This is a genomic window from Candidatus Saccharibacteria bacterium oral taxon 488 (assembly GCA_010202645.1).
In the GTDB taxonomy this organism is placed as follows: Bacteria; Patescibacteriota; Saccharimonadia; order Saccharimonadales; family Saccharimonadaceae; genus Nanosynbacter.
This window is the reverse complement of the sequence record CP047920.1, coordinates 135,084-157,144: the sequence shown is the minus strand read 5'-3', so window position 1 is coordinate 157,144 and position 22,061 is coordinate 135,084. Positions and strand designations below refer to the sequence as shown.

General features: G+C 49.3%; 14 protein-coding genes, 3 tRNA genes and 3 rRNA genes. 5 read left to right on the top strand and 15 right to left on the bottom strand.

Features of this window, described 5'->3' with window-relative positions:
• Positions 1-57: 57 nt before the first annotated feature.
• Both GWK77_00820 and GWK77_00815 read right to left on the bottom strand, forming a co-directional pair.
• The gene (locus GWK77_00820; protein QHU92718.1) at positions 58-1,128 is read right to left on the bottom strand and encodes a S1 RNA-binding domain-containing protein; all 1,071 of its coding nucleotides are present in this window, start codon (positions 1,126-1,128) and stop codon (positions 58-60) included.
• Positions 1,129-1,250: 122 nt separating this feature from the next.
• Positions 1,251-1,694, bottom strand: a complete 444-nt coding sequence (locus GWK77_00815; protein QHU92717.1) for a hypothetical protein — start codon at positions 1,692-1,694, stop codon at positions 1,251-1,253.
• A 76-nt stretch (positions 1,695-1,770) separates the two neighbouring features.
• Here GWK77_00815 and GWK77_00810 point away from each other — a divergent pair, with 76 nt between their 5' ends.
• Both GWK77_00810 and GWK77_00805 read left to right on the top strand, forming a co-directional pair.
• Complete coding sequence (locus GWK77_00810; protein ID QHU92716.1) at positions 1,771-2,574, top strand: ROK family protein; 804 nt, start codon at positions 1,771-1,773, stop codon at positions 2,572-2,574.
• A complete protein-coding gene (locus GWK77_00805) occupies positions 2,540-3,016 on the top strand; it encodes a hypothetical protein (protein QHU92715.1) in 477 nt (158 codons plus the stop codon). Before GWK77_00810 ends, GWK77_00805 begins: the two co-directional genes overlap by 35 nt.
• A gap of 45 nt (positions 3,017-3,061) precedes the next feature.
• Here GWK77_00805 and GWK77_00800 read toward each other — a convergent pair whose 3' ends face one another.
• From GWK77_00800 to GWK77_00760, 9 genes are all read right to left on the bottom strand, one after another.
• Positions 3,062-3,337 (bottom strand): hypothetical protein, encoded by a 276-nt coding sequence (locus GWK77_00800; GenBank protein QHU92714.1) that lies wholly within the window; start codon positions 3,335-3,337, stop codon positions 3,062-3,064.
• Between the two features lie 459 nt (positions 3,338-3,796).
• Positions 3,797-5,689 (bottom strand): hypothetical protein, encoded by a 1,893-nt coding sequence (locus tag GWK77_00795; GenBank protein ID QHU92713.1) that lies wholly within the window; start codon positions 5,687-5,689, stop codon positions 3,797-3,799.
• Between the two features lie 88 nt (positions 5,690-5,777).
• Positions 5,778-5,886, bottom strand: a 5S ribosomal RNA gene (gene rrf / locus GWK77_00790).
• Between the two features lie 190 nt (positions 5,887-6,076).
• A 23S ribosomal RNA gene (locus GWK77_00785) occupies positions 6,077-9,191 on the bottom strand.
• A 276-nt stretch (positions 9,192-9,467) separates the two neighbouring features.
• On the bottom strand, positions 9,468-10,607 hold the full coding sequence (pyrD, locus tag GWK77_00780; protein QHU92712.1) for a dihydroorotate dehydrogenase (quinone): 1,140 nt from the start codon (positions 10,605-10,607) through the stop codon (positions 9,468-9,470).
• 108 nt (positions 10,608-10,715) lie between these two features.
• A complete protein-coding gene (locus GWK77_00775; protein ID QHU92711.1) occupies positions 10,716-11,768 on the bottom strand; it encodes a hypothetical protein in 1,053 nt (350 codons plus the stop codon).
• Positions 11,769-11,967: 199 nt separating this feature from the next.
• A tRNA-Val gene (locus GWK77_00770) sits at positions 11,968-12,044 on the bottom strand.
• A 76-nt stretch (positions 12,045-12,120) separates the two neighbouring features.
• Positions 12,121-12,197: transfer RNA gene (locus GWK77_00765), tRNA-Ile, on the bottom strand.
• 51 nt (positions 12,198-12,248) lie between these two features.
• Positions 12,249-12,325, bottom strand: a tRNA-Ala gene (locus GWK77_00760).
• 64 nt (positions 12,326-12,389) lie between these two features.
• On the opposite strand from GWK77_00760, the gene GWK77_00755 reads away from it, so the two are divergent.
• Positions 12,390-12,626, top strand: a complete 237-nt coding sequence (locus tag GWK77_00755) for a hypothetical protein (protein QHU92710.1) — start codon at positions 12,390-12,392, stop codon at positions 12,624-12,626.
• Positions 12,627-12,903: 277 nt separating this feature from the next.
• Here GWK77_00755 and GWK77_00750 read toward each other — a convergent pair.
• From GWK77_00750 to gyrB, 4 genes are all read right to left on the bottom strand, one after another.
• A 16S ribosomal RNA gene (locus GWK77_00750) occupies positions 12,904-14,480 on the bottom strand.
• Positions 14,481-14,690: 210 nt separating this feature from the next.
• Complete coding sequence (locus GWK77_00745; GenBank protein ID QHU92709.1) at positions 14,691-15,128, bottom strand: divergent PAP2 family protein; 438 nt, start codon at positions 15,126-15,128, stop codon at positions 14,691-14,693.
• A 4-nt stretch (positions 15,129-15,132) separates the two neighbouring features.
• On the bottom strand, positions 15,133-17,652 hold the full coding sequence (gyrA, locus tag GWK77_00740; protein ID QHU92708.1) for a DNA gyrase subunit A: 2,520 nt from the start codon (positions 17,650-17,652) through the stop codon (positions 15,133-15,135).
• A gap of 2 nt (positions 17,653-17,654) precedes the next feature.
• Positions 17,655-19,631 carry a DNA topoisomerase (ATP-hydrolyzing) subunit B gene (gene gyrB / locus GWK77_00735; GenBank protein ID QHU92707.1) on the bottom strand — a complete coding sequence of 659 codons (1,977 nt, stop codon included), beginning with the start codon at positions 19,629-19,631 and terminating at the stop codon, positions 17,655-17,657.
• A 159-nt stretch (positions 19,632-19,790) separates the two neighbouring features.
• Between gyrB and GWK77_00730 the strand changes: the two genes are divergently transcribed.
• Together GWK77_00730 and GWK77_00725 are read left to right on the top strand one after the other, a co-directional pair.
• Complete coding sequence (locus GWK77_00730) at positions 19,791-21,356, top strand: hypothetical protein (GenBank protein QHU92706.1); 1,566 nt, start codon at positions 19,791-19,793, stop codon at positions 21,354-21,356.
• A 16-nt stretch (positions 21,357-21,372) separates the two neighbouring features.
• Positions 21,373-21,936 carry a hypothetical protein gene (locus tag GWK77_00725; GenBank protein QHU92705.1) on the top strand — a complete coding sequence of 188 codons (564 nt, stop codon included), beginning with the start codon at positions 21,373-21,375 and terminating at the stop codon, positions 21,934-21,936.
• Positions 21,937-22,061 lie beyond the last annotated feature (125 nt).

Genomic DNA, 22,061 nt, shown 5'->3' with positions numbered 1-22,061 from the left:
TTTCATCGCCCGTGTGACACTCCCGGCGAACTGTTTACGTTACTCTTTTTCTATAGGCTATTTTTTCTTGCCGCCAGCCAGCGACAGCGAAATTTTGCGATTATCTTTATCAATTTCGAGCACCGTAAAGGTCTTGCGCTCATTTAATGTAAAGACTTTCTCCGGGTCAGTCCCATCGCCACCCAGCTCCGAAACGTGAACGAGAGCCTCGACGGCCGGACTCAACTGCACAAACGCACCAAACGGTGTAATCCGTGTGACTGTGCCTTCGACGTCCTCGCCTGACTTGAACTGCTCCACTTCATCCAGCCATGGGTCCTTCGTCAGTTGCTTCATGCTCAAGCTGAGGCGCTCCTTATCAATAGCGATAATCTTTGCCTCCACAGTCTGGCCAACCTTGACGTAATCACTCGGATTGTTGACCCGCTCCCAGCTAATTTCTGAGATGTGAATCAGTCCCTCAATTCCCTCAACGTTCACAAATACGCCAAAGTCTACCACGCCAGTCACGATACCCTTGACGGTATCGCCGACTGACAATTTCTCAAACCGCTCCGCCAGGCCCTCTTTGATGGCTTCTTTTTCAGAAAAGATGAGCTTGTTCGCCTTGCGATCAGCATCCAAAATCCGAACGCGAATCTCTTTGTTGACCAGTACGTTAAGCCGCTGCAAGATCTCGTCCTTGTCATTTGAACCAACTCGCGGATAATGCTCAGCCGATAGCTGCGATACCGGCAAGAAACCGCGCACCCCTTCATATTCAGCCAACAGACCACCACGATTGGCGTCGTACGGTGTCACCGTTACAATTTCACCGCTCTCCAATTTGGCGGCGACCTCGTCCCAGCCACGATCGCGCGCCGCTTTACGCATGCTCAAAAGTGAATAACCGTTGTCCAGCTCAACCTCGACAACACTCGCAGTTACCTCGTCACCTTCTGCGTAATTGTTCGACATACTCACCTCACGGCGCGGCACCAAGCCAACGCCCAAAGGCCCCAGATCAATCAGAACTTCGTGTTTCTTTATTGATAAAATAGTTCCGTGCACAACCTCGCCCGCGGTCAGCTGTTTCACGGAGTCGCTCGCCTGAGCAAGCAGATCGTCCATGGTCAATGGATTTGCCATACGTCCAAATAGACTCCCATATTACGTTAATATTCTTATCCAAGCGGCCTGCCAAAACAGTCACCTCTTGGAGGTCTCGTTTTATTATATCGTAGATAACGCCTCGAGTAAAGAGAAGGAAGCTAAACTACCAACATTGACCGGCGATAAGCAAAGCCCGCGGCTACAATCAGCCCCAACACGAAGCCAACTGCCAACGAGTCAGCCGGCCCAGTTGCTGGTAAGCGGGATGACCCTCGGCTATTGCTTTGAGCTGGCGGCGTTGGTTGATTCTGCGAGGGTTGTTGAGGCTGCTGCTGCACGGACTTATTTGACTCAGCCGAAGAAGTGTCTTTTTTCTCATCGCTCTTCTCGTTCTTCTTTTTGTCGGCCAATTTATCGTCAGGCTTCGTGTTGTTCGTCTCTTTTTGCTGCTCACTCGTCGCAGCATTTTCCGTCGATGAGGCGGTCTGGTTCTGTGCTGATAATTGTCGCAACCCGTATAACGTTGCCAAAGCGATCGCCGCCAAAATAACCCCTACAATCACGTAGATTACAACATATCCTCGCTGGCGGTTCTGCTTCATACTATTATCTCCCTGATGTTACTAATACTTACTGTACCATATTGTCGGCGCTCTCGTAAAGGGGTATACTAGCTTCATGATTATTGCGATTGATACTGGAGGCACAAAAACATTAGTCGGACGATTTACCGACAACGGCACACTAGAGACAACAACTCGGTTTGCCACCCCAACAGACATTACGGCGTATATCAAACAGGTCGTTGACACTATCACCGTGATCGCCGAGGGCACACCTGTTACAGATATCTCGATCGGTCTACCCGGCACCGTCACTGACGGTGTCGCTACATATTGCATTAACCTCGGCTGGTGCGAGGTGCCCATCCGCGACCTCCTAGCCGAGCACTTTCCCGACGCCCAAATCATCCTCGAAAATGACGCCAACCTCGCCGGCCTCGCCAGCATACGTCGCCTTGAACCACAACCAGCCTGCGGCCTCTACGTCACTATCGGCACAGGCATCGGCACCAGTATTATCCTCAACGGCACCCTCCACCCCAGCCTACGTAGCAGTGAAGCCGGTCATATGCAAGTTGCGTATCAGTCAACCATCGATTCGTGGGAAAACCTCGCTTCCGGACGAGCGCTCAGTCAACAGTTTGGTGAATTATCGGACGCAACACCGCCCGAAGCTTGGTTTGAGGCTGCCAAGAGACTCAGCTTAGGACTGCAGGCACTGATCGCTACTATTCAGCCAAACGTTATCGTTATCGGCGGCGGTGTCGGCCGCTACACCGACAAATTCTCTGCATCACTAGCTGGACTTATCACCGAGAAGCTGCCATCATTTATCACCTACCCGCACATCGTTGGTGCAGCACATCCCGAGGAGTCTGTACTCTATGGTTGCTACGATAACGCTATCGCCCATCGTTAAGCAGCTGACCAGCGATTACCCAGAGTATCAGTTCCAGGCTGGCGATGTTTTTTCGTGGTCACACCATTCACGGACTATCACTTATATTAACGAGGCGTCACCAGCTGCTACCGCCCAGCTGCTCCACGAAACCGCCCACGCCATCCTGGGTCATCATCACTATACTCGTGACATCGACCTCATCGCCATGGAACGCCAAGCCTGGGAATTAGCCGTCCGTCAATTAGCCCCGCGATATCACATTACTCTGGCCATGAGTGACGACGTCGTTCAGGATGCGCTTGATAGCTACCGCAAGTGGCTACACGCCCGCAGCACGTGCCCGACATGCAGCGCTGTCGGTATAGAAATCGCCAAGCACCACTATCGCTGTCTCCACTGCGCTAGCAACTGGCGCGTCAACGAAGCTCGATCCTGCGAACTCCGCCGCTACCGCAAATAGCCCTCTATGGAAAGAGGGCTTACCGCATCATTTTAAGCAGTGTGGCTACGCGGCCAGTGTCACGTCGTCTTGAGCCGTTGCCTGCACTGTTGATACTGTCGTTGTCGGATTAACGGTTGTCGTGGCCGTCGTCGTTACCTTACGCCGACGAGAAATGCGACCACCTTTAGCACCAGCGATCCGTGCCAGAGCTGGGTTTGCCGCAAAGCCACCGGTCCGTCCGTTCCGACCGCCCTTCGCGCCGATCTTGGCATAAAAGTCTGGGTCACGCGCTAAGTTTTTCGCTGCCGCTTTCATACCGCCAATTTTTGTACCTGCCATGTGAGTTTTCCTCCCTAATTAAAAAGATTTCCACATCATCTACTATGGAAACCCTCGCCTTTATATATCACACATGATATGTGTTATATATACATCTTATCATACTGCTCATACTTTGTCAACATTTACATAAGCTACTTTTATTGTGAATAAAATATTGCAATCAGCGGTTTACTTCGCTATAATGAGACCTGTCACACCGTGTGACGGCACCTGTTGGAGCTTAGAAATGATGAGTTCCACCACTCAAAAACCACCCTTTCTGCGAGATGGGTGGTTTTTGATTGTGAAAGGAATTTCACTAATAGCTAAAATTGCCTAAATCGAAAATTACCCCGACGACGAGAAAAATACGTATACTCATCTTCAACTTTCCGACTACAAAGCCCGCGTCCATAGAGCTAGCTCAATAACAAAGACGCGGGGCCCCTGACTATACCGTCCTCACTTCAGTACCGATTAATGCACCGCCAACAGCTGCGCCGCCGGTCCAGCACCAGCTGTCATCGCCACAAACTGCGCTCTCGTCCAATAGAGTCGTCCTGCAATCGGGTCATTAACATAGAACCCGAGCGGATCGTGCGGCTCACCGCGAACCCCAACAATGAGGCGTACATGCATCGGTATTGGCCCGCTGACCGTCCGACCTGACGGCGTCCTCCAACTATCAATTTTTGCGCCAATCCGCCATACGCCCCACGCAATGACTGGATTACCGTTATGAATTTGCTGTGCTACGAAATTCGCATTGGCACCATATGCCACTGACGTCCTGCGACCATACTGCCCAGCCGCCCGTGCCACCGGACCAGCATATACACCCCAGCCCGTTCCCGTACCTTGGTTGCCGTTTACGTCGCCCACAAACTGCGCATTCGGATCGTCCCACTCATTTGTCGCCTTGTCTCGTGGTCGTGGACGGTACCCAAAACGCTGCAAAATGTTCCAATCATTATCATGTACACCACGATATGCCAAGGCCATACGCAGCGAGGCCGCTTCGCAGCTTTGGGCGTACGCCTGACGATAGAATGGTACGTTATTGAGTTTGACGACCCGTGAATTAGTTGTGAACGATGTCGCAATTCGCTCTATACTCGGCAGTCCAAATACTGGCTGCACGCCTGGCTCTACCCAAACCTGGACTTGCCGCTGAAAGCCCATATTGACCACCCGAGCAACCATCGTATTACCACGCCAGGAAATACTCTGAACTGTACCAGATGAAACCCTAAGGCGATCCTGGGCGCTCTTGTGGTCAACTGCCTGATCAAAGGTTATCCATACATCCTGCGCCGCTTGATCAACAGTGGTTCGCCACGGGGACGCCCCCACACCACGCACATGCCCATTAGTGGTAAATATCTTTTTTACTTCCTCGACGAGAACACCTCCACGAGCTGTCCGTAGGCCTTTAGGAATGGTGTATGTGTATGTCTTGCCCGGCTCCAATTTATCTGCCTTGAATACGTACTCGGTATCGCTCCGCCACGAACCATTACCAGCCGTGTCAACCGCTATATTTGGCCGATCCTTTGCATCAATTGCTTCCTGAAACGTCAACTTCAATTCATCTGATGGCGTTACTGAATGCTCTTTAATCGGTGACCTAATCGCCGGTAGTGGCGCACTCTTCACCGTAAAACGTTTTAACTCTTCCTTCTGGGCTTTATCGTATAACTTGAAGGTGTACTGCGTGTCAGGTGCTAGTAGGCCAGCATATTTCCATGAAAATGTTTGATCATCAGACGACTCACGCTTCAGCCCAAGCGCTGGCTCAGTCGTCAATTCTAGATCGCGCAATTTACTCGCCCGCGACCCCAAACGCACCGTCAACGCCTGGTCCATCGCGATCACCTCTTTGCCGTCCAGCGATGTCGTATCCACTCGTGGTGCTTTTTGCGTCTTGAACGATACATCATGGATTGTCGCATTACCAAACAGCGAACGTCTCGCCCCCGGGAACGCCACGGTGTAATTTGTATCAGCTGCCAGTGGCTGGTCGGGCGTAAACTCCATCTCAAAAACGCCGAACAACTGTCGCTTTTCGCGCCACGTACCACGCACTTCTGGCTTAATCTCTGGCCTCACCTCGCCAAGCTGTTGATTAAACTTCAGGCGAATCGGCCGGTCAATCGCCTGCAAATCCTCGTCGGACACGCGCTCAGCGCCGACATTGCCACGCGTTGTGATAACAAACAGCACTCCAACTACTACCACCGTCAATGCAACAATACCGCCACCAATAATAACCCACGATTTTGGCCGCCTTAACCAAGACGCGCACATCACCACAAACCCCCCACGCTCCGACCTCAGGGACTCTGGCTGTTCTGTTTGTTTTTTATCCATTTCCTCATCATTATATCATACTTATGCTACTCGCAAGCGCCTCTGGCAAAAACGAAAAAAGACTCCCTATTCGGAAGTCTTTTTTATAATTCGGCACCGTGCTAGTTTCCCACTTTCGCAGTATAATCGCCGCTGAGGAGCTTAACTTCTGTGTTCGGGATGAGAACAGGTGTTTCCTCCTCGCCATGGGCACCGAAGGAGGGGGTTTAAAGCGCTTGGTTCCACATATACTCGCGTGGTGGGCCAAACCCCTTTCTTCGATGTCCAATCAAATCAGCACGAAATTGAATTGTTAATTGGCTGGTACTTGTTGAAAAGCACCAATTACTAGTCAAGTCTACCTTATCCGCGAGCGTTATGCAAGCATAAACGCTAGCAGACAAGGACATAAAAAGGCAATGGGACTATTAGTACGCTTTAGCTCCATGCATTGCTGCACTTCCACCTTGCGCCTATCAAACAGATAGTCTTTCTGTGTCCTCATAGGGAAACCTTATCTTGAGGTTAGTTTCGCGCTTAATATGCTTTCAGCGCTTATCTAGTCCGCACATAGCTACTCGACAATGCAGCAGGTGGCCACAATCGATACACCAGAGGTGCGTCCGCCCCGGTCCTCTCGTACTAGGGGTAGATCCTCTCAAGTTTCCTATCGTCCATACCGGATATAAACCGAACTGTCTCACGACGTTCTGAACCCAGCTCGCGTACCACTTTAATCGGCGAACAGCCGAACCCTTGGAAGGTGCTCCCCCTCCAGGATGTGATGAGCCGACATCGAGGTGCCAAACAGCGCCGTCTATGTGAACTATTGGGCGCTATAAGCCTGTTATCCCCAGGGTAACTTTTATCCGTTTGCGCTGTCGATCCCACATTCATGTACAAATGTACGTACAGCGGATCACTTGCTCCGACTTTCGTCTCTGATTGGAATGTACTCCTCACAGTCAAGCTGGCTTATGCGCATACACTATCACTTCGATTTCCATCCGAAGTTAGCCAACCTTTGAACGCCTCCGCTACTCTTTAGGAGGCAACCGCCCCAGTTAAACTACCCACCATACACGGTCCGCTAACCGGATAACGGTCAGCGTGAGAACACAATCACAACAAGGGTGGTATTTCACTTGGTGACTCCACAAATACTGGCGTATCTGCTTCAACGTCTCCCACCTATGCTACACATGTTGAAACCGTATTCAATGTAAAGCTGTAGTAAAGCTCCATGGGGTCTTTTCGTCCTGGTACGGACAGACGGCATCTTTACCGCCAATGCACTTTCACCGAGTCCTTCGCTGAGACAGTGCCCACATGATTACTCCATTCGTGCGGGTCAGAACTTACCTGACAAGGAATTTCGCTACCTTAGGACGGTTATAGTTACCGCCGCCATTGACTAGGGCTTCAGTTCGCACCGTGAAGCGCTCCCCTTAACCTTCCAGCATTGGGCAGGAGTCAGCCCCTATACATCCACTTTCGTGTTAGCAGAGACCTGTGTTTTTGATAAACAGTTCCGTGGGCTCTTTTGCTGCGACCCCCACATCGTTAGATGTCAGAGATTCGCGTTCAAAAGAACAATTCATTGCTCTATCTCAGAAAATTCGTTTTGTGATTAAAAATGTACTCTTTAACCTATTATTCACTGAGTGAACGCGGCTGATATCCACCGAAGTGGGGGCAGACCTTATCCCGAAGTTACGGTCGCTGTGTTGCCGAGTTCCTTAGCGAAGGTTCGCTCGTAAGCCTGAGTCTACTCGACTCGAGCACCTGTGTTGGTTTGCGGTACGGGCGGCTAAGTCCACTAGGTACACCTGCTTTTCTAGCCAGGGCTTTCACCAAAATCGCGACTCCGAAGAGTCACTTTCACTCCCTTTGCGTTCCCGCTCGGTTGGACGGATAAACCATGAATCCGCTTCGATTACTTCCCCGTGAACAGTGTACAAAACTTAACCGGTTCAGGAATATTAACCTGATGTCCATCGCCTACGCTCTGCGCCTCGGCTTAGGCCCGACTAACCCTGAGATGATTACCATGGCTCAGGAAACCTTGCTCTTACGGCCGAGAGGATTCTCACCTCTCTTATGGTTACTCATTCCAGCATTCTCACTTCCTACCGCTCCACCGAACCTTCCGATTCGACTTCACTGCTGATAGGAACGCTCCTCTACCGCCCATACTAATGTATAGACCCATATCTTCGGTATAACGTTTTAGCCCCGTTACATTTTCCACGCAAGATCTCTTGACTAGTGAGCTGTTACGCACTCTTTAAATGAATGGCTGCTTCTAAGCCAACATCCTAGCTGTTTAAGAAATCTCACCTTGTTTCCCACTGAACGTTAATTTAGGGACCTTAGATGATGGTCTGGGCTGTTTCCCTTTCGAGCGACGAACTTAGCTCCGCCGTTCTAACTGCCGTGATTCCGCATACGGTATTCGTAGTTTGTTAAGGGTGGGTACAGTTGCCCGCCCCAGTCCTTTACAGAGCTCTACCCCCGTATGTTACGACACGACGCCAGTCCTAAAACTGTTTCGAGGAGAACCAGCTATCTCCGAGTTCGATTGGCATTTCACCGCTAACCACAAGTCATCCAAACACTTTGCTGCGTATCCTGGTTCGGTCCTCCACCACCTGTTACAGTGGCTTCAACCTGCTCATGGTTAGGTCACCCGGTTTCGGGTCTAATCCTTACAACTAAACGCCCTATTCAGGCTCGCTTTCACTGTGGCTCCGTCAATTGACTTAACCTCGCTGTAAAAATTAACTCGCTGGATCGTTCTACAAAAAGCACGCCGTCACCGGACAAGCCGGCTCCGACTCCTTGTAGGCACTAAATTTCAGGATCTATTTCACTCCCCTCCCGGGGTTCTTTTCACCTTTCCATCACTGTACTAGTTCACTATCGATCGTATATTATATTTAGCCTTGGCTGGTGGTCCAGCCAGATTCAAACAGGGTTTCTCGTGCCCCGTCCTACTCGATAAAACATACATAAGGTCAGCGTCGTTTTCGCGTACACGGCTTTCACGTTCTTTGGCTAGTCATTCAAACTATTCTGCTAACCACGCAATTTTCTTACCTTACTACCAGTTGATAGCCTGGCATCGCAAATCAGATACCTTCAAATTGCTCTGAAGTTCTCTGACTTGGTCATATGTAATATCACAACCCCTTATTAAGTATTCGTCTATCAACTTATTTGCCTAAATAAATAGGCAAAAACTTAAAAGGTTTGGGCTGTTGCGATTTCGCTCGCCACTACTTTCGCAATCGTTATTTACTTTCTCTTCCTCATCCTACTAAGATGTTTCAGTTCAGATGGTTCCCGCTCGCTTGCCTATGTGTTCAGCAAGTGGCAACATGACATGACTCATGCTGGGTTTCCCCATTCGGAAATCCCCGGATCAAAGCTTGTTGACAGCTTCCCGAGGCTTATCGCAGTCTTCCACGTCCTTCATCGGTAATATACGTCTAGGCATCCATTTAGCGCCCTTGAGTACCTTTTTATGCATTGACTTAACTAGTAATTGCTACTTTGCAATCACTATTACCGTCAATTAAAAACTCAATTTCTTTTACTCTCAAATTGTTAATGATCATGCCTCGCATTTTGAGTGCACAATAGATTTGTTAAAAACTTAACACATCTGTCTGCATTCAACTAATCATGCTTCACTGCCCTCGCACGTTTTTGCAGTGTGTTGCCAGAGGTTCTCCTGAACATTCGCGTAACTAGTAATCAACTATACAGCAGCTGTAGTTGTTTTGCAAGAGTTTTTTCAAAGTTTTTTCGCCTTTTTTGGCTCGCTGCGAAAATCCGCGCCAACTGCCTCGGAGATATGAGAAAAACCGTCCTTTTTCAATAGCTCCACTAACCCGCGATTGATTTGTCCAATTAGCTGCGGCCCTTCAAAAAACAGCCCAGTAATCAAACCAACCAGACTAGCACCAGCCTTAATTTTGGCATACGCATCCTCAGCCGAAAACACTCCGCCGACGCCAATAATCGTCAATCTATCGCCGTATTTCTTATATGTATGGCGAATTAGATCTAGGCTATGCTCGCGCGTTGGCGCACCACTCAGCCCACCGCGAATTTCATCAGTCAGTGGATCTTTGATGTCAATTTTACTACGGTCTTTTACCAAATTAGCCACCGTCACACCCTGGACGTTATGCTGAACGATAACTTTTAGTAGCGAATCGAATTGTTCTACATCGTACAAATGCGGCATTTTCACCCAAAACGGCACGTCACGCGGTACACTATCAAGTGTTGTCAACAATGCATCAAGCGGCTCTGCCTCAATAAACGGCTCTTTGCCAGCATTAGGACAGGAGATATTAATTTCTACAACACTCGCCAATTTGTTATTATTAATATATTCTGTTGCTTTTTTTACATCATTAATAATTGCCTGCTTGGCTGGACGACCGCCAGCCCGTTCAATCGTTGTTTTATTTGCCACAACTGCTACTGACATAACCGTCGGCATGTCATTTAGCCGCCACCGATTACGGCGGACATAGCGGCTAATCTTTTTTAGACCATAATTTGGCATACCAGCATACACCACCACCGACTTTGTCTTCGGCAAACGATGAAACCATGGCCGCCGATTCCCTTTCCTCGGCTCTAGCGTCACCGACCCACCCGAAGCAAACCCAAAACCAACGTCCTCCATGAGCGGTGACAGCTGGACATTTTTATCAAACCCTGCCGATAAGCCAATTGGATTAGAAAAAGTGACACTATTAATCTCCTGTCGGAGCGACTTATCCTGAAAACTCCATGACTTACGAATAGCCCACCGAACAGGCGGCAATACCTGTGTCACACGACCGCAAAAAACAATCAGCTTATGCGTAAAGTCTGGCGTTAATAAAAATAAAACCGGTTTAACAAAGCGTTTATACATACTTTTATTGTACTAAACCGCACTAAAAAATAAAAAACCTGCCCACAGACCATACGGATCCGACTATTAATCATATACAGTCCACTAGCCACACGCCGACTCTTATGACTAGACATTAAAGGCTATATTATCTGGATTGATGTGGTTGTCTCGCAAATACCGCCTCAGCTCTTGATCAGACAAGCCTACTGGCATTTTCTCAAAAACGTTTTTCCGATGAGTTGTTAGAGACTCTTTCAGGCCCATATCATCATAGGATGTGACATTATCACCCACAGCTAAACCTGGAGCCAGCGGCACAGGTATTGAACCAGTTTCACGCCCCTTAAAGCTATTGATGTGTTTGCTATAGACGTCCTCAACAATGGCCAACATTTCATCTTCGCTCTCTTTAAAGGGATAAAATACGATCGGGTCCCTTCTGACAGATTTTGTCGGCTGAACATCTTCGACCGTTTGTCCAATATTTCTATAGCCATACCAACTTGGGTCCACAATCTTCGCCTGAAACCTCAAGCCCCGTCGATTTGCTTCTAAAAATATCTCTTGATAAATAGAAAAGCTATCCTGCAATTTAGGATTAAGATATATTCTTGTCGAAGCTTCATCGGATATTACTTTCTGCCGCGCTAACGCAAGTGACCAATGCTCCACCCACAACCCACTGTTGTTTCTAGCTGCAAGTCTCCTTTCCATCACAGAATTTCCCCGAGCATATTGCCTGTACTTATTGGATAAATTATGCAATCGCTCCATATGCTCCCGTAGCGCCGCGCCTGATTGATAGAATGCCATATCATCGAGATTACCTTCCGAATAGTCTGATCTACGCTTCGCGTCATCATACGTGTGCTTCAAGGTGCGCGCAGATTCGAATGTTCTTGGAATATCTGAAACCTTCTCTATAGAAGCATCAGGGACCCCAACAGCACGATTAACCGCCAAATTGCCTATTTCCTTTTTTCGCCCAGAGGCTTCGGCAAGCTCATCGGCCGCCACCTGGTTGAAATCAAGCCAGCTTAAATTCTTATCATAAGCAAGATGGCCAATGAGTGCCTGCGATGCCTCATTAAGTCCAGCATAACCGGGAAGTCCCTTGATAGCGTCAAGTCGAGCTTGATACTTATTTATTTTTATTGGGTCACGCGATTCTTCGCTCATTTTTCATCCTATTTTACCATCTAGACTAGCACGTTTTATATACTTTGTCAACAAAATGCCTTTGCACCTTACCATATCTCGTATTTATACAAAATAATGACGTCACCCCCCTCCACCTCATTACACTACCTCCAAAAAATATCTCAAACTCCTATGGGGCTGTAAATAAAAAACACCCCAAACGGGATGACTGTTTATTTGGTGGGCGACAAGGGACTCGAACCCCTGACCCTCTCGGTGTAAACGAGATGCTCTAGCCAACTGAGCTAGTCGCCCTTGTCAAAAAGTACGATAGGAAGGACTACCTTCTAGACGATCATTATATCTCACGCTGCTCAATATAATGACGTTATGGTGGGCGATGAGGGACTTGAACCTCCGACCTCGTCATTATCAGTGACGCGCTCTAACCAGCTGAGCTAATCGCCCTCATTGCAGTCTTGGTGGAGTGTCGTAGACGTAAGCCTACTTCACCCCATATGGTGGAGGCACAGGGACTCGAACCCTGGACCCCCTGCTTGCAAAGCAGGTGCTCTAGCCAACTGAGCTATGCCCCCATCTCGCCAAGACTTTATTCATTGTACCGTATCTTTTTTATTCTGGCAAGTGTATAATGGAGATATGTATTATAAATTTACCTTTGGATCTTTTTTTGTCGGCCTCATCGTTCTGATTATCGGAGCCGTCATGACCATATATCACCAAAAGCTAGCAGATAACCTCGCGAGCGGTATCAGCAGCTACGAGCGCTTTAAGTTCTGGGGTCTGGTCGTCTGTGGAGTTGGCTTTGGAATTATGCTCTGTCTCCACACTATTCCGCTGGGCTGGCTGGCAGAATCGCTATTCGGTCGCCGATAGTTCCGCAGCCATCGCCATATCGCGTTCTGCCTATGCTCAGCCACACTGAAAGGAAAGGCCCCGTCATTAGTCATAGACGACAAAACGCCCTCCAAACAGGAGGGCGTTTTTATATTAACAACTTGATTGTGCAATTCATCAATCGGCTCATCGTAGAGAAGGTTTTGAACTTTGTCTCGTCCTCGAGAGGACTATTGTAAATATGTAAGCTCAGCATATTTACGAGACCGACCTAGCTCAACTTGTGATTGCTCGACAAGCTGGCATCTATTCTCCCTAGAAAGGAGGTAATCCATCCGCACCTTCCGGTACGGATACCTTGTTACGACTTAACCCCAATCATGCCCCCCACCTTAGGCCGACGAATCGGACTTCGGGTGTTGGTCACTTTCATGGTTTGACGGGCGGTGTGTACAAGACCCGGGAACGTATTCACCGCAACTTGCTGATTTGCGATTACTAGCGATTCCGACTTCATGGAGGCGAGTTTCAGCCTCCAATCCGAACTGGGACTAGCTTTGATGCGATTTGCTTCACCTCGCGGCTTCGCTGCGCATTGTACTAGCCATTGTATTACGTTTCTAGCCCAGGACGTAAGGGAAATACTGACCTGACATCATCCCCTCCTTCCTCCCCGTTACCGGGGCAGTCCAAGTAGAAAAATACAACTACTTGCAAGGGTTGCGCTCGTTGAAGGACTTAACCTAACATCTCACGACACGAGCTGACGACGGCCATGCATCACCTGTCACAGGGTTCCAAAAGGCACAGTCTACTTTCATAGACCTTCCCTGGATGTCAAGCCCTGGTAAGGTTCTTCGGTTATCATCGAATTAAAGAACATAATCCACCGCTTGTGCGGGTCCCCGTCAATTCCTTTATGTTTTAGCCTTGCGGCCGTACTCCACAGGCGGGATACTTAACGCGTTAGCTTCGCTACTGAAGGGGTCGATACCTCCAACAGCTAGTATCCATCGTTTACGGCGTGGACTACCCGGGTATCTAATCCGGTTCGCTCCCCACGCTTTCGTGCCTTAGCGTCAGAAATGGTCCAGTCACCTGCCTACGCCATCGGTGTTCCTTCTTATATCTACGGATTTCACTCCTACACAAGAAATTCCAGTGACCTCTACCACTCTCGAGTAAGCCAGTTTGAATAATAGTCTGTATGGTTGAGCCACCAGGTTTCACTATTCACTTGACTTACCGCCTACGCAACTCTTTACGCCCAGTCACTCCGGATAATGCTTGCACCCTACGTATGACCGCGGCTGCTGGCACGTAGTTAGCCGGTGCTTATTCATGAGTTACCGTCATATTCTTCACTCATAAAAGAAGTTTACAACCCGAAGGCCTTCATCCTTCACGCGGCGTTGCTCCATCAGGCTTTCGCCCATTGTGGAAGATTCCTCACTGCTGCCTCCCGTAGGAGTCTGGACCGTGTCTCAGTTCCAGTCTGGCTGATCATCCTCTCAGACCAGCTATGGATCGTCGGCTTGGTAGGCCATTACCCTACCAACAACCTAATCCAACGCAGGCTTCTCCCAAAGCGGATAAATCCTTTAATCCGAAGACCATATGCGGTATTAGCTACCCTTTCGGGCAGTTATTCCTCACTTTGGGGCAAATTCCTACGCGTTACTCAGCCGTTCGCCGCTCGCCGACATTCTGCACCATCAATTCGAAATCACCCTAGACACTCACTACTTTCGGAATGATACGGCTGATCTCCTTCGGAAATCCCCGCGTCCAGGCTTCAAGTTGATAGTGCAGAACTCGCTGCCGCTCGACTTGCATGTGTTAGGCACGCCGCCAGCATTCATCCTGAGCCAGGATCAAACTCTCCGTTAAAAATCTACTTTGTATCAAAGTATTAAGGCTCTACAAAAATATAAACTGACGATGATATTGCACAATCAAATTGTTAAAGACCATAGTCGGGTTTGCGTACCGCTTTCGCTTCACCTAACAAATTAGCGTGATTGTCGCTTGGCTCGCACTCCAGCAACCAGACTGATATTCATCTTACCTGATATTAGTGGTCAGGTCAAGGGTTATTAGCAATTATCTTGTAGCGAAAATTACAACAAAGGTTACAACCGTGCCCACGGCCGCCCCGACAAGCATTTCTGGCAGTGTATGACCATGCGCCACCCTAATCGTTGACAGTTTTGGATAATCTTTTTGCACCACTCTATTGAGCAAGTCACCTTGCTGTCCAGAGGAGAACCGCACCATCACCGCATCATACAATACGATCGCCGCGAACCACGCAGCCAGGCCAAACAGCGGACTCTCCCATCCCTGGTAGTAGCCGATAGTCAGCGCAAGCGACACCACCGTTGCACTGTGAGCGCTCGGCATACCACCCGAAAATAATACCGGCGAACGGGGGTTCGACTGTGTAACTCGACGATTACGGCCAAACAGCCGGGCCAGATGCTTTGATGACTGCGCTACAAACCACGCGATGCCCGGTATCAGGATGTATTGCATCGGCACTTGGCTAATCCTCCTCGTCTGGACGCTTCTCCATTAGGCCAATCGACGACACCGCGTCACCATCACTCAACCGCATAATCGTTACGCCCTGGGTTGTTCGACCGAGCAACTTGATGTCACTCAAGCCCAGACGAATTGTTTGACCATTTTGCGATACCAACAGTGCTTCGTTCATCGTCGGATCAATCGTCTGTACTGAAATGATTGGGCCAGTCTTTGCTGTCACGATTGCCGCCTTTATCCCGACACCACCGCGCTTATGACTTGGGAAGTTAGTCACTTTCGTGCGCTTACCAAAGCCCTTTTCGCTAATGACCAGTAGTGTCTGCTCATCGCTGGTAACGATATCCATGCCAACAACGCAATCGTTCGGACGTAGACGCACCCCGCGTACGCCACGAGCCGCTCGACCCATCGGCCGAGCATCCTGCTCGTTGAAACGAATCGCTTGACCAGCTGATGTTGAAATAATTACATCACTTTTGCCATCTGTTTTCTTGATCCAACGTAGCTCGTCACCCTCGTCTAACTTAATAGCAATGAGCCCGTTCGTCCGGATATTGGCATAGTCGCCAAGCGGAGTCTTCTTCACCGTACCATGCTTAGTTGCCATAAATAGGTAGCCCTGGTCACCAGCGTTCTTCTCGTGTTTAATGATAGCGGTGATCTTCTCTTCTGGCTGTAGCTGGAGCAGGTTCACCGCCGCCACACCTTTAGCACTGAGACTGGCAGCTGGTACTTCATACGCTTTCAGACGGAAAATCCGACCTCGATTCGTAAAGAACAACAAATAGTCATGGGTATTTGCTGGCACCACCTGGTCAATGATATCCTCCTCTTTGGTGGTCATGCCGCGCTTGCCCTTGCCGCCACGGTTTTGCTTGCGATAGTCACTGAGCAGGGTCCGCTTGATGTAATTCTCGCCGGTTAGCAAAATGACCGCTTCCTCATCTGGAATTAGCTCCTCATCAGAGAACTTACCCAGCTCATGGTTGATAATTTTACTACGCCGCTCGTCGCCATACTTTTCCTTCATCTCTAGAAGCTCGGTCTTGATGATGTTCAAAATCTCTTGCTCGTCGGCCAAGATAGCCTCTAACCTTGCGATCAGCTTCAGAAGTTCGCGAAGTTCATTCTCGACCGCTTCACGCTCAAGTCCAGTCAGGCGTCGCAACTGCATTGCCAAAATAGCCTTGGCCTGGATCTCGCTGAGTCCAAACTTAGCGCGCAGATTCTTTTCCGCTTCATCCTGGGTTTTTGAGGCACGAATCGTCTTGATCACCTCGTCAATATGATCCAGCGCAATCTTATAGCCCTCCAGAATATGTGCTCTTGCCTTGGCTTTTTTCAGCTCAAACTCAGTACGACGGCGCACCACAGTCTGGCGGTGTTTCACAAATTCGCTCAAAATATCGTGCAAGCCTAAAATCCGTGGCTGCATGGTATTAACCAATGCCAACATGTTGTAATTAAAACTCGTCTGGAGCGCTGTCAGCTTGTATAGCTGGTTCAATACTTTCTTTGGATACGCATCCTTTTTCAACTCAATGACAATGCGGACCTTACCTCGAGAACTTTCATCGCGCAAGTCAGCCAGCTGCACTCTCTTTTCCTTGTGAAGTTCACCAATTTTTTCGATTAGTGTTGCTTTATTTACACCATATGGGATTTCCGTGACAACGATCTGATGCCGCCCCTTCTTGGTCTCCTGAATCTCCGCCACTGCCCGCATCATTACACTACCGCGACCGGTCGCATATGCCTGACGCATCGGCGCGCCCCCATAGACAATCGCCCCCGTCGGAAAATCCGGACCCTTAACGTGCTTCAGTAAATCATCAACCGTCGCTTCAGGATTATTGATCAGCTCAACCGTCGCATCCACCAACTCGCCCAGGTTATGCGTCGGGATACTCGTCGCCATACCAACAGCAATACCAATCTGACCGTTCAGTAGCAGGTTTGGTAATTTTGCCGGCAGCACGATTGGCTCACGCTCTGAACCATCAAAGTTATCCTTGAAATCAACCGTTTCTTTCTCGATGTCAGTTAGTAGTTCTTCAGCTGGCTTGTCGAGTCGCGCCTCAGTATAACGGTGAGCGGCTGGTGGATCTCCGTCCATTGAGCCAAAATTTCCTTGGCCCTGCACCAAGGTATAGCGCATCGCCCAATCTTGCGCCAGACGCACCATCGAATCATAAATCGCTGAGTCACCGTGCGGGTGATATTTACCCATTACATCACCAATGATGCGCGCTGACTTGACGAATTTTGCAGTACTACGGTTACCGTTTTGGTTCATTGAATACAAAATACGGCGATGCACCGGCTTCAGACCGTCACGCACATCTGGCAGTGCACGATCAACGATAACGCTCATTGAATAGCGGAAGAAATTATCCTGCATCACATGTTCGAGTCGACGTCGCTCTAAGCCTGCTGATGCCTCGGCTATCATGTCTGGTGTTGCCTCAATTGACTCGTGGTCACTGGTTGATTGTATCTGTTTGTCCTGATCACTCATGATTAAATATCCAAATCCTCCAAGTTAGCATTTTTTGCCCAGCTTTGAATAAAGTTTTTGCGCAAACTCACGTCATCGCCCATCAACCGCGTAAAGATCGCATCCGCCTCTTCGGCGTCTTCCACACTGACCTGAATCAATACACGATTTTCTGGATTCATCGTTGTCTCCCACAGCTGGTCGGCATCCATCTCACCAAGACCCTTAAATCGTGAAATTGTCACGCCAGCCTGCTTGGTGACATCCTGCTCATCGTCAATGACCGTACCGCGTTCCTTCTTTTCAGCGATAAGACCTGCCAATACTTTGTCTTTCTCCGCCTCGTCATATGCGTAGATTTTCTTCTGCCCACGGTTGATGGAGTACAACGGCGGCTTGGCGAGGTACACATAGCCACCCTCAACCACCTCTTTCATATAGCGAAACAGGAATGTCAAAAGCAACGTCGCGATATGACTACCGTCAACATCAGCATCGGTCATGATGATAATTTTGTGGTAACGCAGACCATTGATGTCAAACTGATCACCGATACCAACACCAAATGCCTGAATCATCGCCACAATCTCTTTATTAGCGAACATTTTATCAAGTCGCGCTCGTTCAGTATTCAGCACCTTACCACGAAGTGGCAAAATCGCCTGGGTTTTACTGTCACGGCCCTCTTTGGCTGAACCCGCTGCTGAGTTACCCTCAACAATATAAATCTCGCTATCACTCGGGCTTTTGCTTGAACAATCCCACAGTTTACCCGGCAGCCCCATACCATCAAGTGCGCCCTTACGGATCACATTGTCACGGGCTGCTCGCGCCGCCTTACGCGCCCGGGCCGCCAAGGTCGCCTTGCCGACAATTTTCTTAGCAATACTCGGGTTCTCCTCGAGATAATACGCAAAATACTCGTTCATCACCTGCTCGACATAGCGGCGCATTTCTGGATTACCAAGTTTGTTCTTGGTCTGACCTTCAAACTGCGGATCGGGCAGCTTGACTAAGATAATTGCCGTCAGACCCTCACGAATGTCGTCACCGGTCAGGTTATCTTCCTTTTCTTTCAGTAGGCCATTCTTACGCGCGTAGTCGTTGATAACCCTGGTTAATGCTGAGCGAAAACCGATCAAGTGTGTGCCGCCATCTGGTGTTAGCACGTTATTGGCGAACGGCTTTACTGTCTCAATGTAAGTATCATTATACTGTACGGCAATCTCGACCATGCAATCTTCAACCTGTTTCTCAACATAAAAGACATCGTTTGATAAAACATCTTTGCCAATGTTGAGGTGCTTCACGTAGCTCTGAATACCGCCCTCAAAGTAAAATGACTGTCGCTCACCTGTTCGATTGTCGATAACCGAGGTGTGCACGCCTTTGGTGAGGTATGCCTGGTGGCGCAGATAACTAACCACCCACTTATAGTCAAACTCCACCGTCTCCTTAAAAATCGTTGGATCTGGGTAGAATATTATGCGCGTTCCGGTTGACCGATCGGTTTTACCAACCTTCTTCAGTGGTTCAGCGATACCACCAGTTGCAAACACCACGCGGTACAGCTGACCATTACGCACTACTTCAGCGATCATTTTGGTTGAAAGCGCGTTTACCACGCTTGAGCCTACGCCGTGAAGTCCAGAAGACACTTTGTAGCCACCGCCGCCAAACTTACCGCCAGCATGCAGTACTGTCAGCACCGTTTCTAGAGTAGACAAACCAGTTTTTGGATGTTTATCAACCGGAATACCGCGCCCATCATCAGTCACCTGCACACCACCGTCTTCTAACAGCACCACCTCTACTCTCGTCGCATGGCCCGCGATTGCCTCGTCAATTGAGTTATCAGCGATCTCCTTGATCAAATGGTGAATACCATCATATCCCGTGCTACCAATGTACATTCCTGGCCGCTTACGCACCGGTTCGAGACCCTCCAAAACCTGGATTTGCGAGCCATCGTAGGCTTGCTTATCTGTTTGTTTAGCCATGCTTCCCTCACTATTTCTGATTTGTCAGCTATTTACAACTCCCCCATTATACCGCAAAAAAAGTGTTCACTCAAGCTATTTGCGTAAAAGCGATCACTGTGCTATAGTGGAGACGGAATTTTTACGAAAACATAAAACTAATGGAAAATAAGGAACGACATGTTTAAGAAAATCGTCTCCCACCTCGCGTTTAGCCCAAGCCTCATCCAAGAGCTCGGCTTTTACGCGAAACGCCTCCACAAAGAGGAAATCACTCGCAAAACCGGTCTCATTCTGACCGCCCTAGCGCTCATCGTGCAGTCATTTGCCGTTTTCCAACCACCTGAATCTGCCAATGCCGCCAATGCTTCAGACCTTGTTTATGGCGGTATTCATACGAAATCACAGCTGCTCGCCGCGTGGGACAATAACTCGCAAAATTATCGTGACATGCTGCAGCACGCTGGCATCACACGCGAGAACTTGGCGAGTGCTCGCGACTCTGAGATCAGTACTCGCAGCAGCGGCCGCGATAACGGCTGGCAGTCCTGGAGCCGTGTCTCACGCTTCGGCCTTCAGCGCGGAGAGGTTCAGTTTCAGGTTGGTAGCCTGACGCTATATTCGCGACCAATGGCTGAATTTGACACCGGGCGCAACCGCAGCGGCTCAGGTTCATGGTATAAATCATTTGTCGGTACGACCAGTGAAGGTAAACCGTTTGCCATCATGAAGGCCTGCGCTAACATCATGCTCAAAGAGTTGCCAAAACAAAAACCGAAACCAACCGCCGCTTGTAAATTACTTGAGCGACCCGTCGTCACCGACCGTACCAAAGTCTCGATGACAGCGTATGGCGATGTCCAAAACGGTGCGACTATCGCTGGCTATACCTTTATCATTAAAAACTCAGCCGGCACCGAGGTGCTCCGCAAACGTGTCAATACCACTGCTACGAGCACGTCATTACAGCACACACTCGACAAGGACGGCACGTATACCGTGTCCGTTATCGTCCACACCAGCCTCGGTGACCAGACGAATAGTGCCTGTGCTTCAACCGTTACGATCAGTCCAAAACCACGCTGTCCACTTAACCCAAGCCTGCCGATAGACCATCCCGACTGCCAGCCGTGCCCAGGCGACGCCACAATTTGGGTCAAAGACACAACCTGTAAAGCCCAGGTTACCCGCACCAAGGCAGCGCATAACCTAACCTCCGGCGGTGATGCCACCAAGAAAAAAGCCAATGCCAGCGACCGCATTGAGTATAAGCTAACCGCTAAAAACGAAGGCAAAGCTCCAGCAACAGTTGATCTAAAAGACGAACTATCCGACGTGCTAGAATATGCCGATATCTATGACAATGGTGGTGGCACCTTTGATAAGGAAAAGCGCACTCTTTCTTGGCCACGAGTCACCCTCAAACCAGGCGAGCAAAAGGTTATGACCTACGTCGTCCAGCTCAAGGGTCAGCTTTCGGCTAAACCACGCGGCACCAGCGACCCGTCATCGTATGACTGCCGTATGACAAACGTCTTTGGTACCAGTGTCGAAATTGTTGTCAACTGCCCAACGCCAAAGGTCGTCGAGCAGACCGTCGCTACCCTGCCGCGAACCGGCCCTGGAGAAAACATGTTATTTGCCGGTATCATTGCGGCTGTTATTACATTCTTCTATTGCCGCTCGCGACAACTGAGTAAAGAGGTCCACATCATTCGCCGCGATATTACGGCGGGAACGTTATAACATAGGGAGGGTAAATATGTCAGAAAAAATTCATGGGGCTAATCCAGAGCTAGCAAAAAACGCTGGCGAACTTGAACAGTCAGCCGGCGAAGTAGAACGATCAGCAGCTGAAAAGTTAGAGGAGCGGGCCGAGCGGGCCGTCGAACAGCAACACGAAGGTATCGACGAAGCTCACCGTGAAGCATTAGAGCAAGCTGAGGCAAGCCAAACCGCTGAAACGGAGAAGCCAGCAGCTCCAGAAACACCTCGCCAGATCACCAAAGCCGACCGTACCGATAGCTACCGGAAAACCATGAAAAAAATGCAAAGCGAACTACCGCCAGCTTCACGCACCTTTAGCAAGGTCATCCACAACCCAGCCGTTGAAAAAGCCAGCGAAGCTATCGGTAGCACCGTCGCACGCCCGAACCTCATTATTGCCGGCGCACTCGGTGCGATTTCCTCAGTCGTCATCTACTTTGTCGCCCGCCACTACGGCTACGTTCTCTCTGGATCAGAAACCATCATTCTCTTTGGTTGTGGTTGGATTATCGGCGCCATTATTGAGTACGCTCGCGTTGGCTTCCTCAACAAAAGATAGCTTGGCCCACGCCTAGCGTAGCTTGATTGATACTTCACCATTATCGTTATTATCGCCACGCAAGTCGAGGCGATTTTGCGGTTGTGCCTGCTGCAGCTCCGCTGCCATTCTATCAGCGATTGATA

Coding starts and splice junctions, on each gene's coding strand:
- GWK77_00820 (QHU92718.1), bottom strand. CDS start 1,128: ATGGCAAATCCATTGACCATGGACGATCTGCTTGCTCAGGCGAGCGAC.
- GWK77_00815 (QHU92717.1), bottom strand. CDS start 1,694: ATGAAGCAGAACCGCCAGCGAGGATATGTTGTAATCTACGTGATTGTA.
- GWK77_00810 (QHU92716.1), top strand. CDS start 1,771: ATGATTATTGCGATTGATACTGGAGGCACAAAAACATTAGTCGGACGA.
- GWK77_00805 (QHU92715.1), top strand. CDS start 2,540: ATGGTTGCTACGATAACGCTATCGCCCATCGTTAAGCAGCTGACCAGC.
- GWK77_00800 (QHU92714.1), bottom strand. CDS start 3,337: ATGGCAGGTACAAAAATTGGCGGTATGAAAGCGGCAGCGAAAAACTTA.
- GWK77_00795 (QHU92713.1), bottom strand. CDS start 5,689: ATGGATAAAAAACAAACAGAACAGCCAGAGTCCCTGAGGTCGGAGCGT.
- pyrD (QHU92712.1), bottom strand. CDS start 10,607: ATGTATAAACGCTTTGTTAAACCGGTTTTATTTTTATTAACGCCAGAC.
- GWK77_00775 (QHU92711.1), bottom strand. CDS start 11,768: ATGAGCGAAGAATCGCGTGACCCAATAAAAATAAATAAGTATCAAGCT.
- GWK77_00755 (QHU92710.1), top strand. CDS start 12,390: ATGTATTATAAATTTACCTTTGGATCTTTTTTTGTCGGCCTCATCGTT.
- gyrA (QHU92708.1), bottom strand. CDS start 17,652: ATGAGTGATCAGGACAAACAGATACAATCAACCAGTGACCACGAGTCA.
- gyrB (QHU92707.1), bottom strand. CDS start 19,631: ATGGCTAAACAAACAGATAAGCAAGCCTACGATGGCTCGCAAATCCAG.
- GWK77_00730 (QHU92706.1), top strand. CDS start 19,791: ATGTTTAAGAAAATCGTCTCCCACCTCGCGTTTAGCCCAAGCCTCATC.
- GWK77_00725 (QHU92705.1), top strand. CDS start 21,373: ATGTCAGAAAAAATTCATGGGGCTAATCCAGAGCTAGCAAAAAACGCT.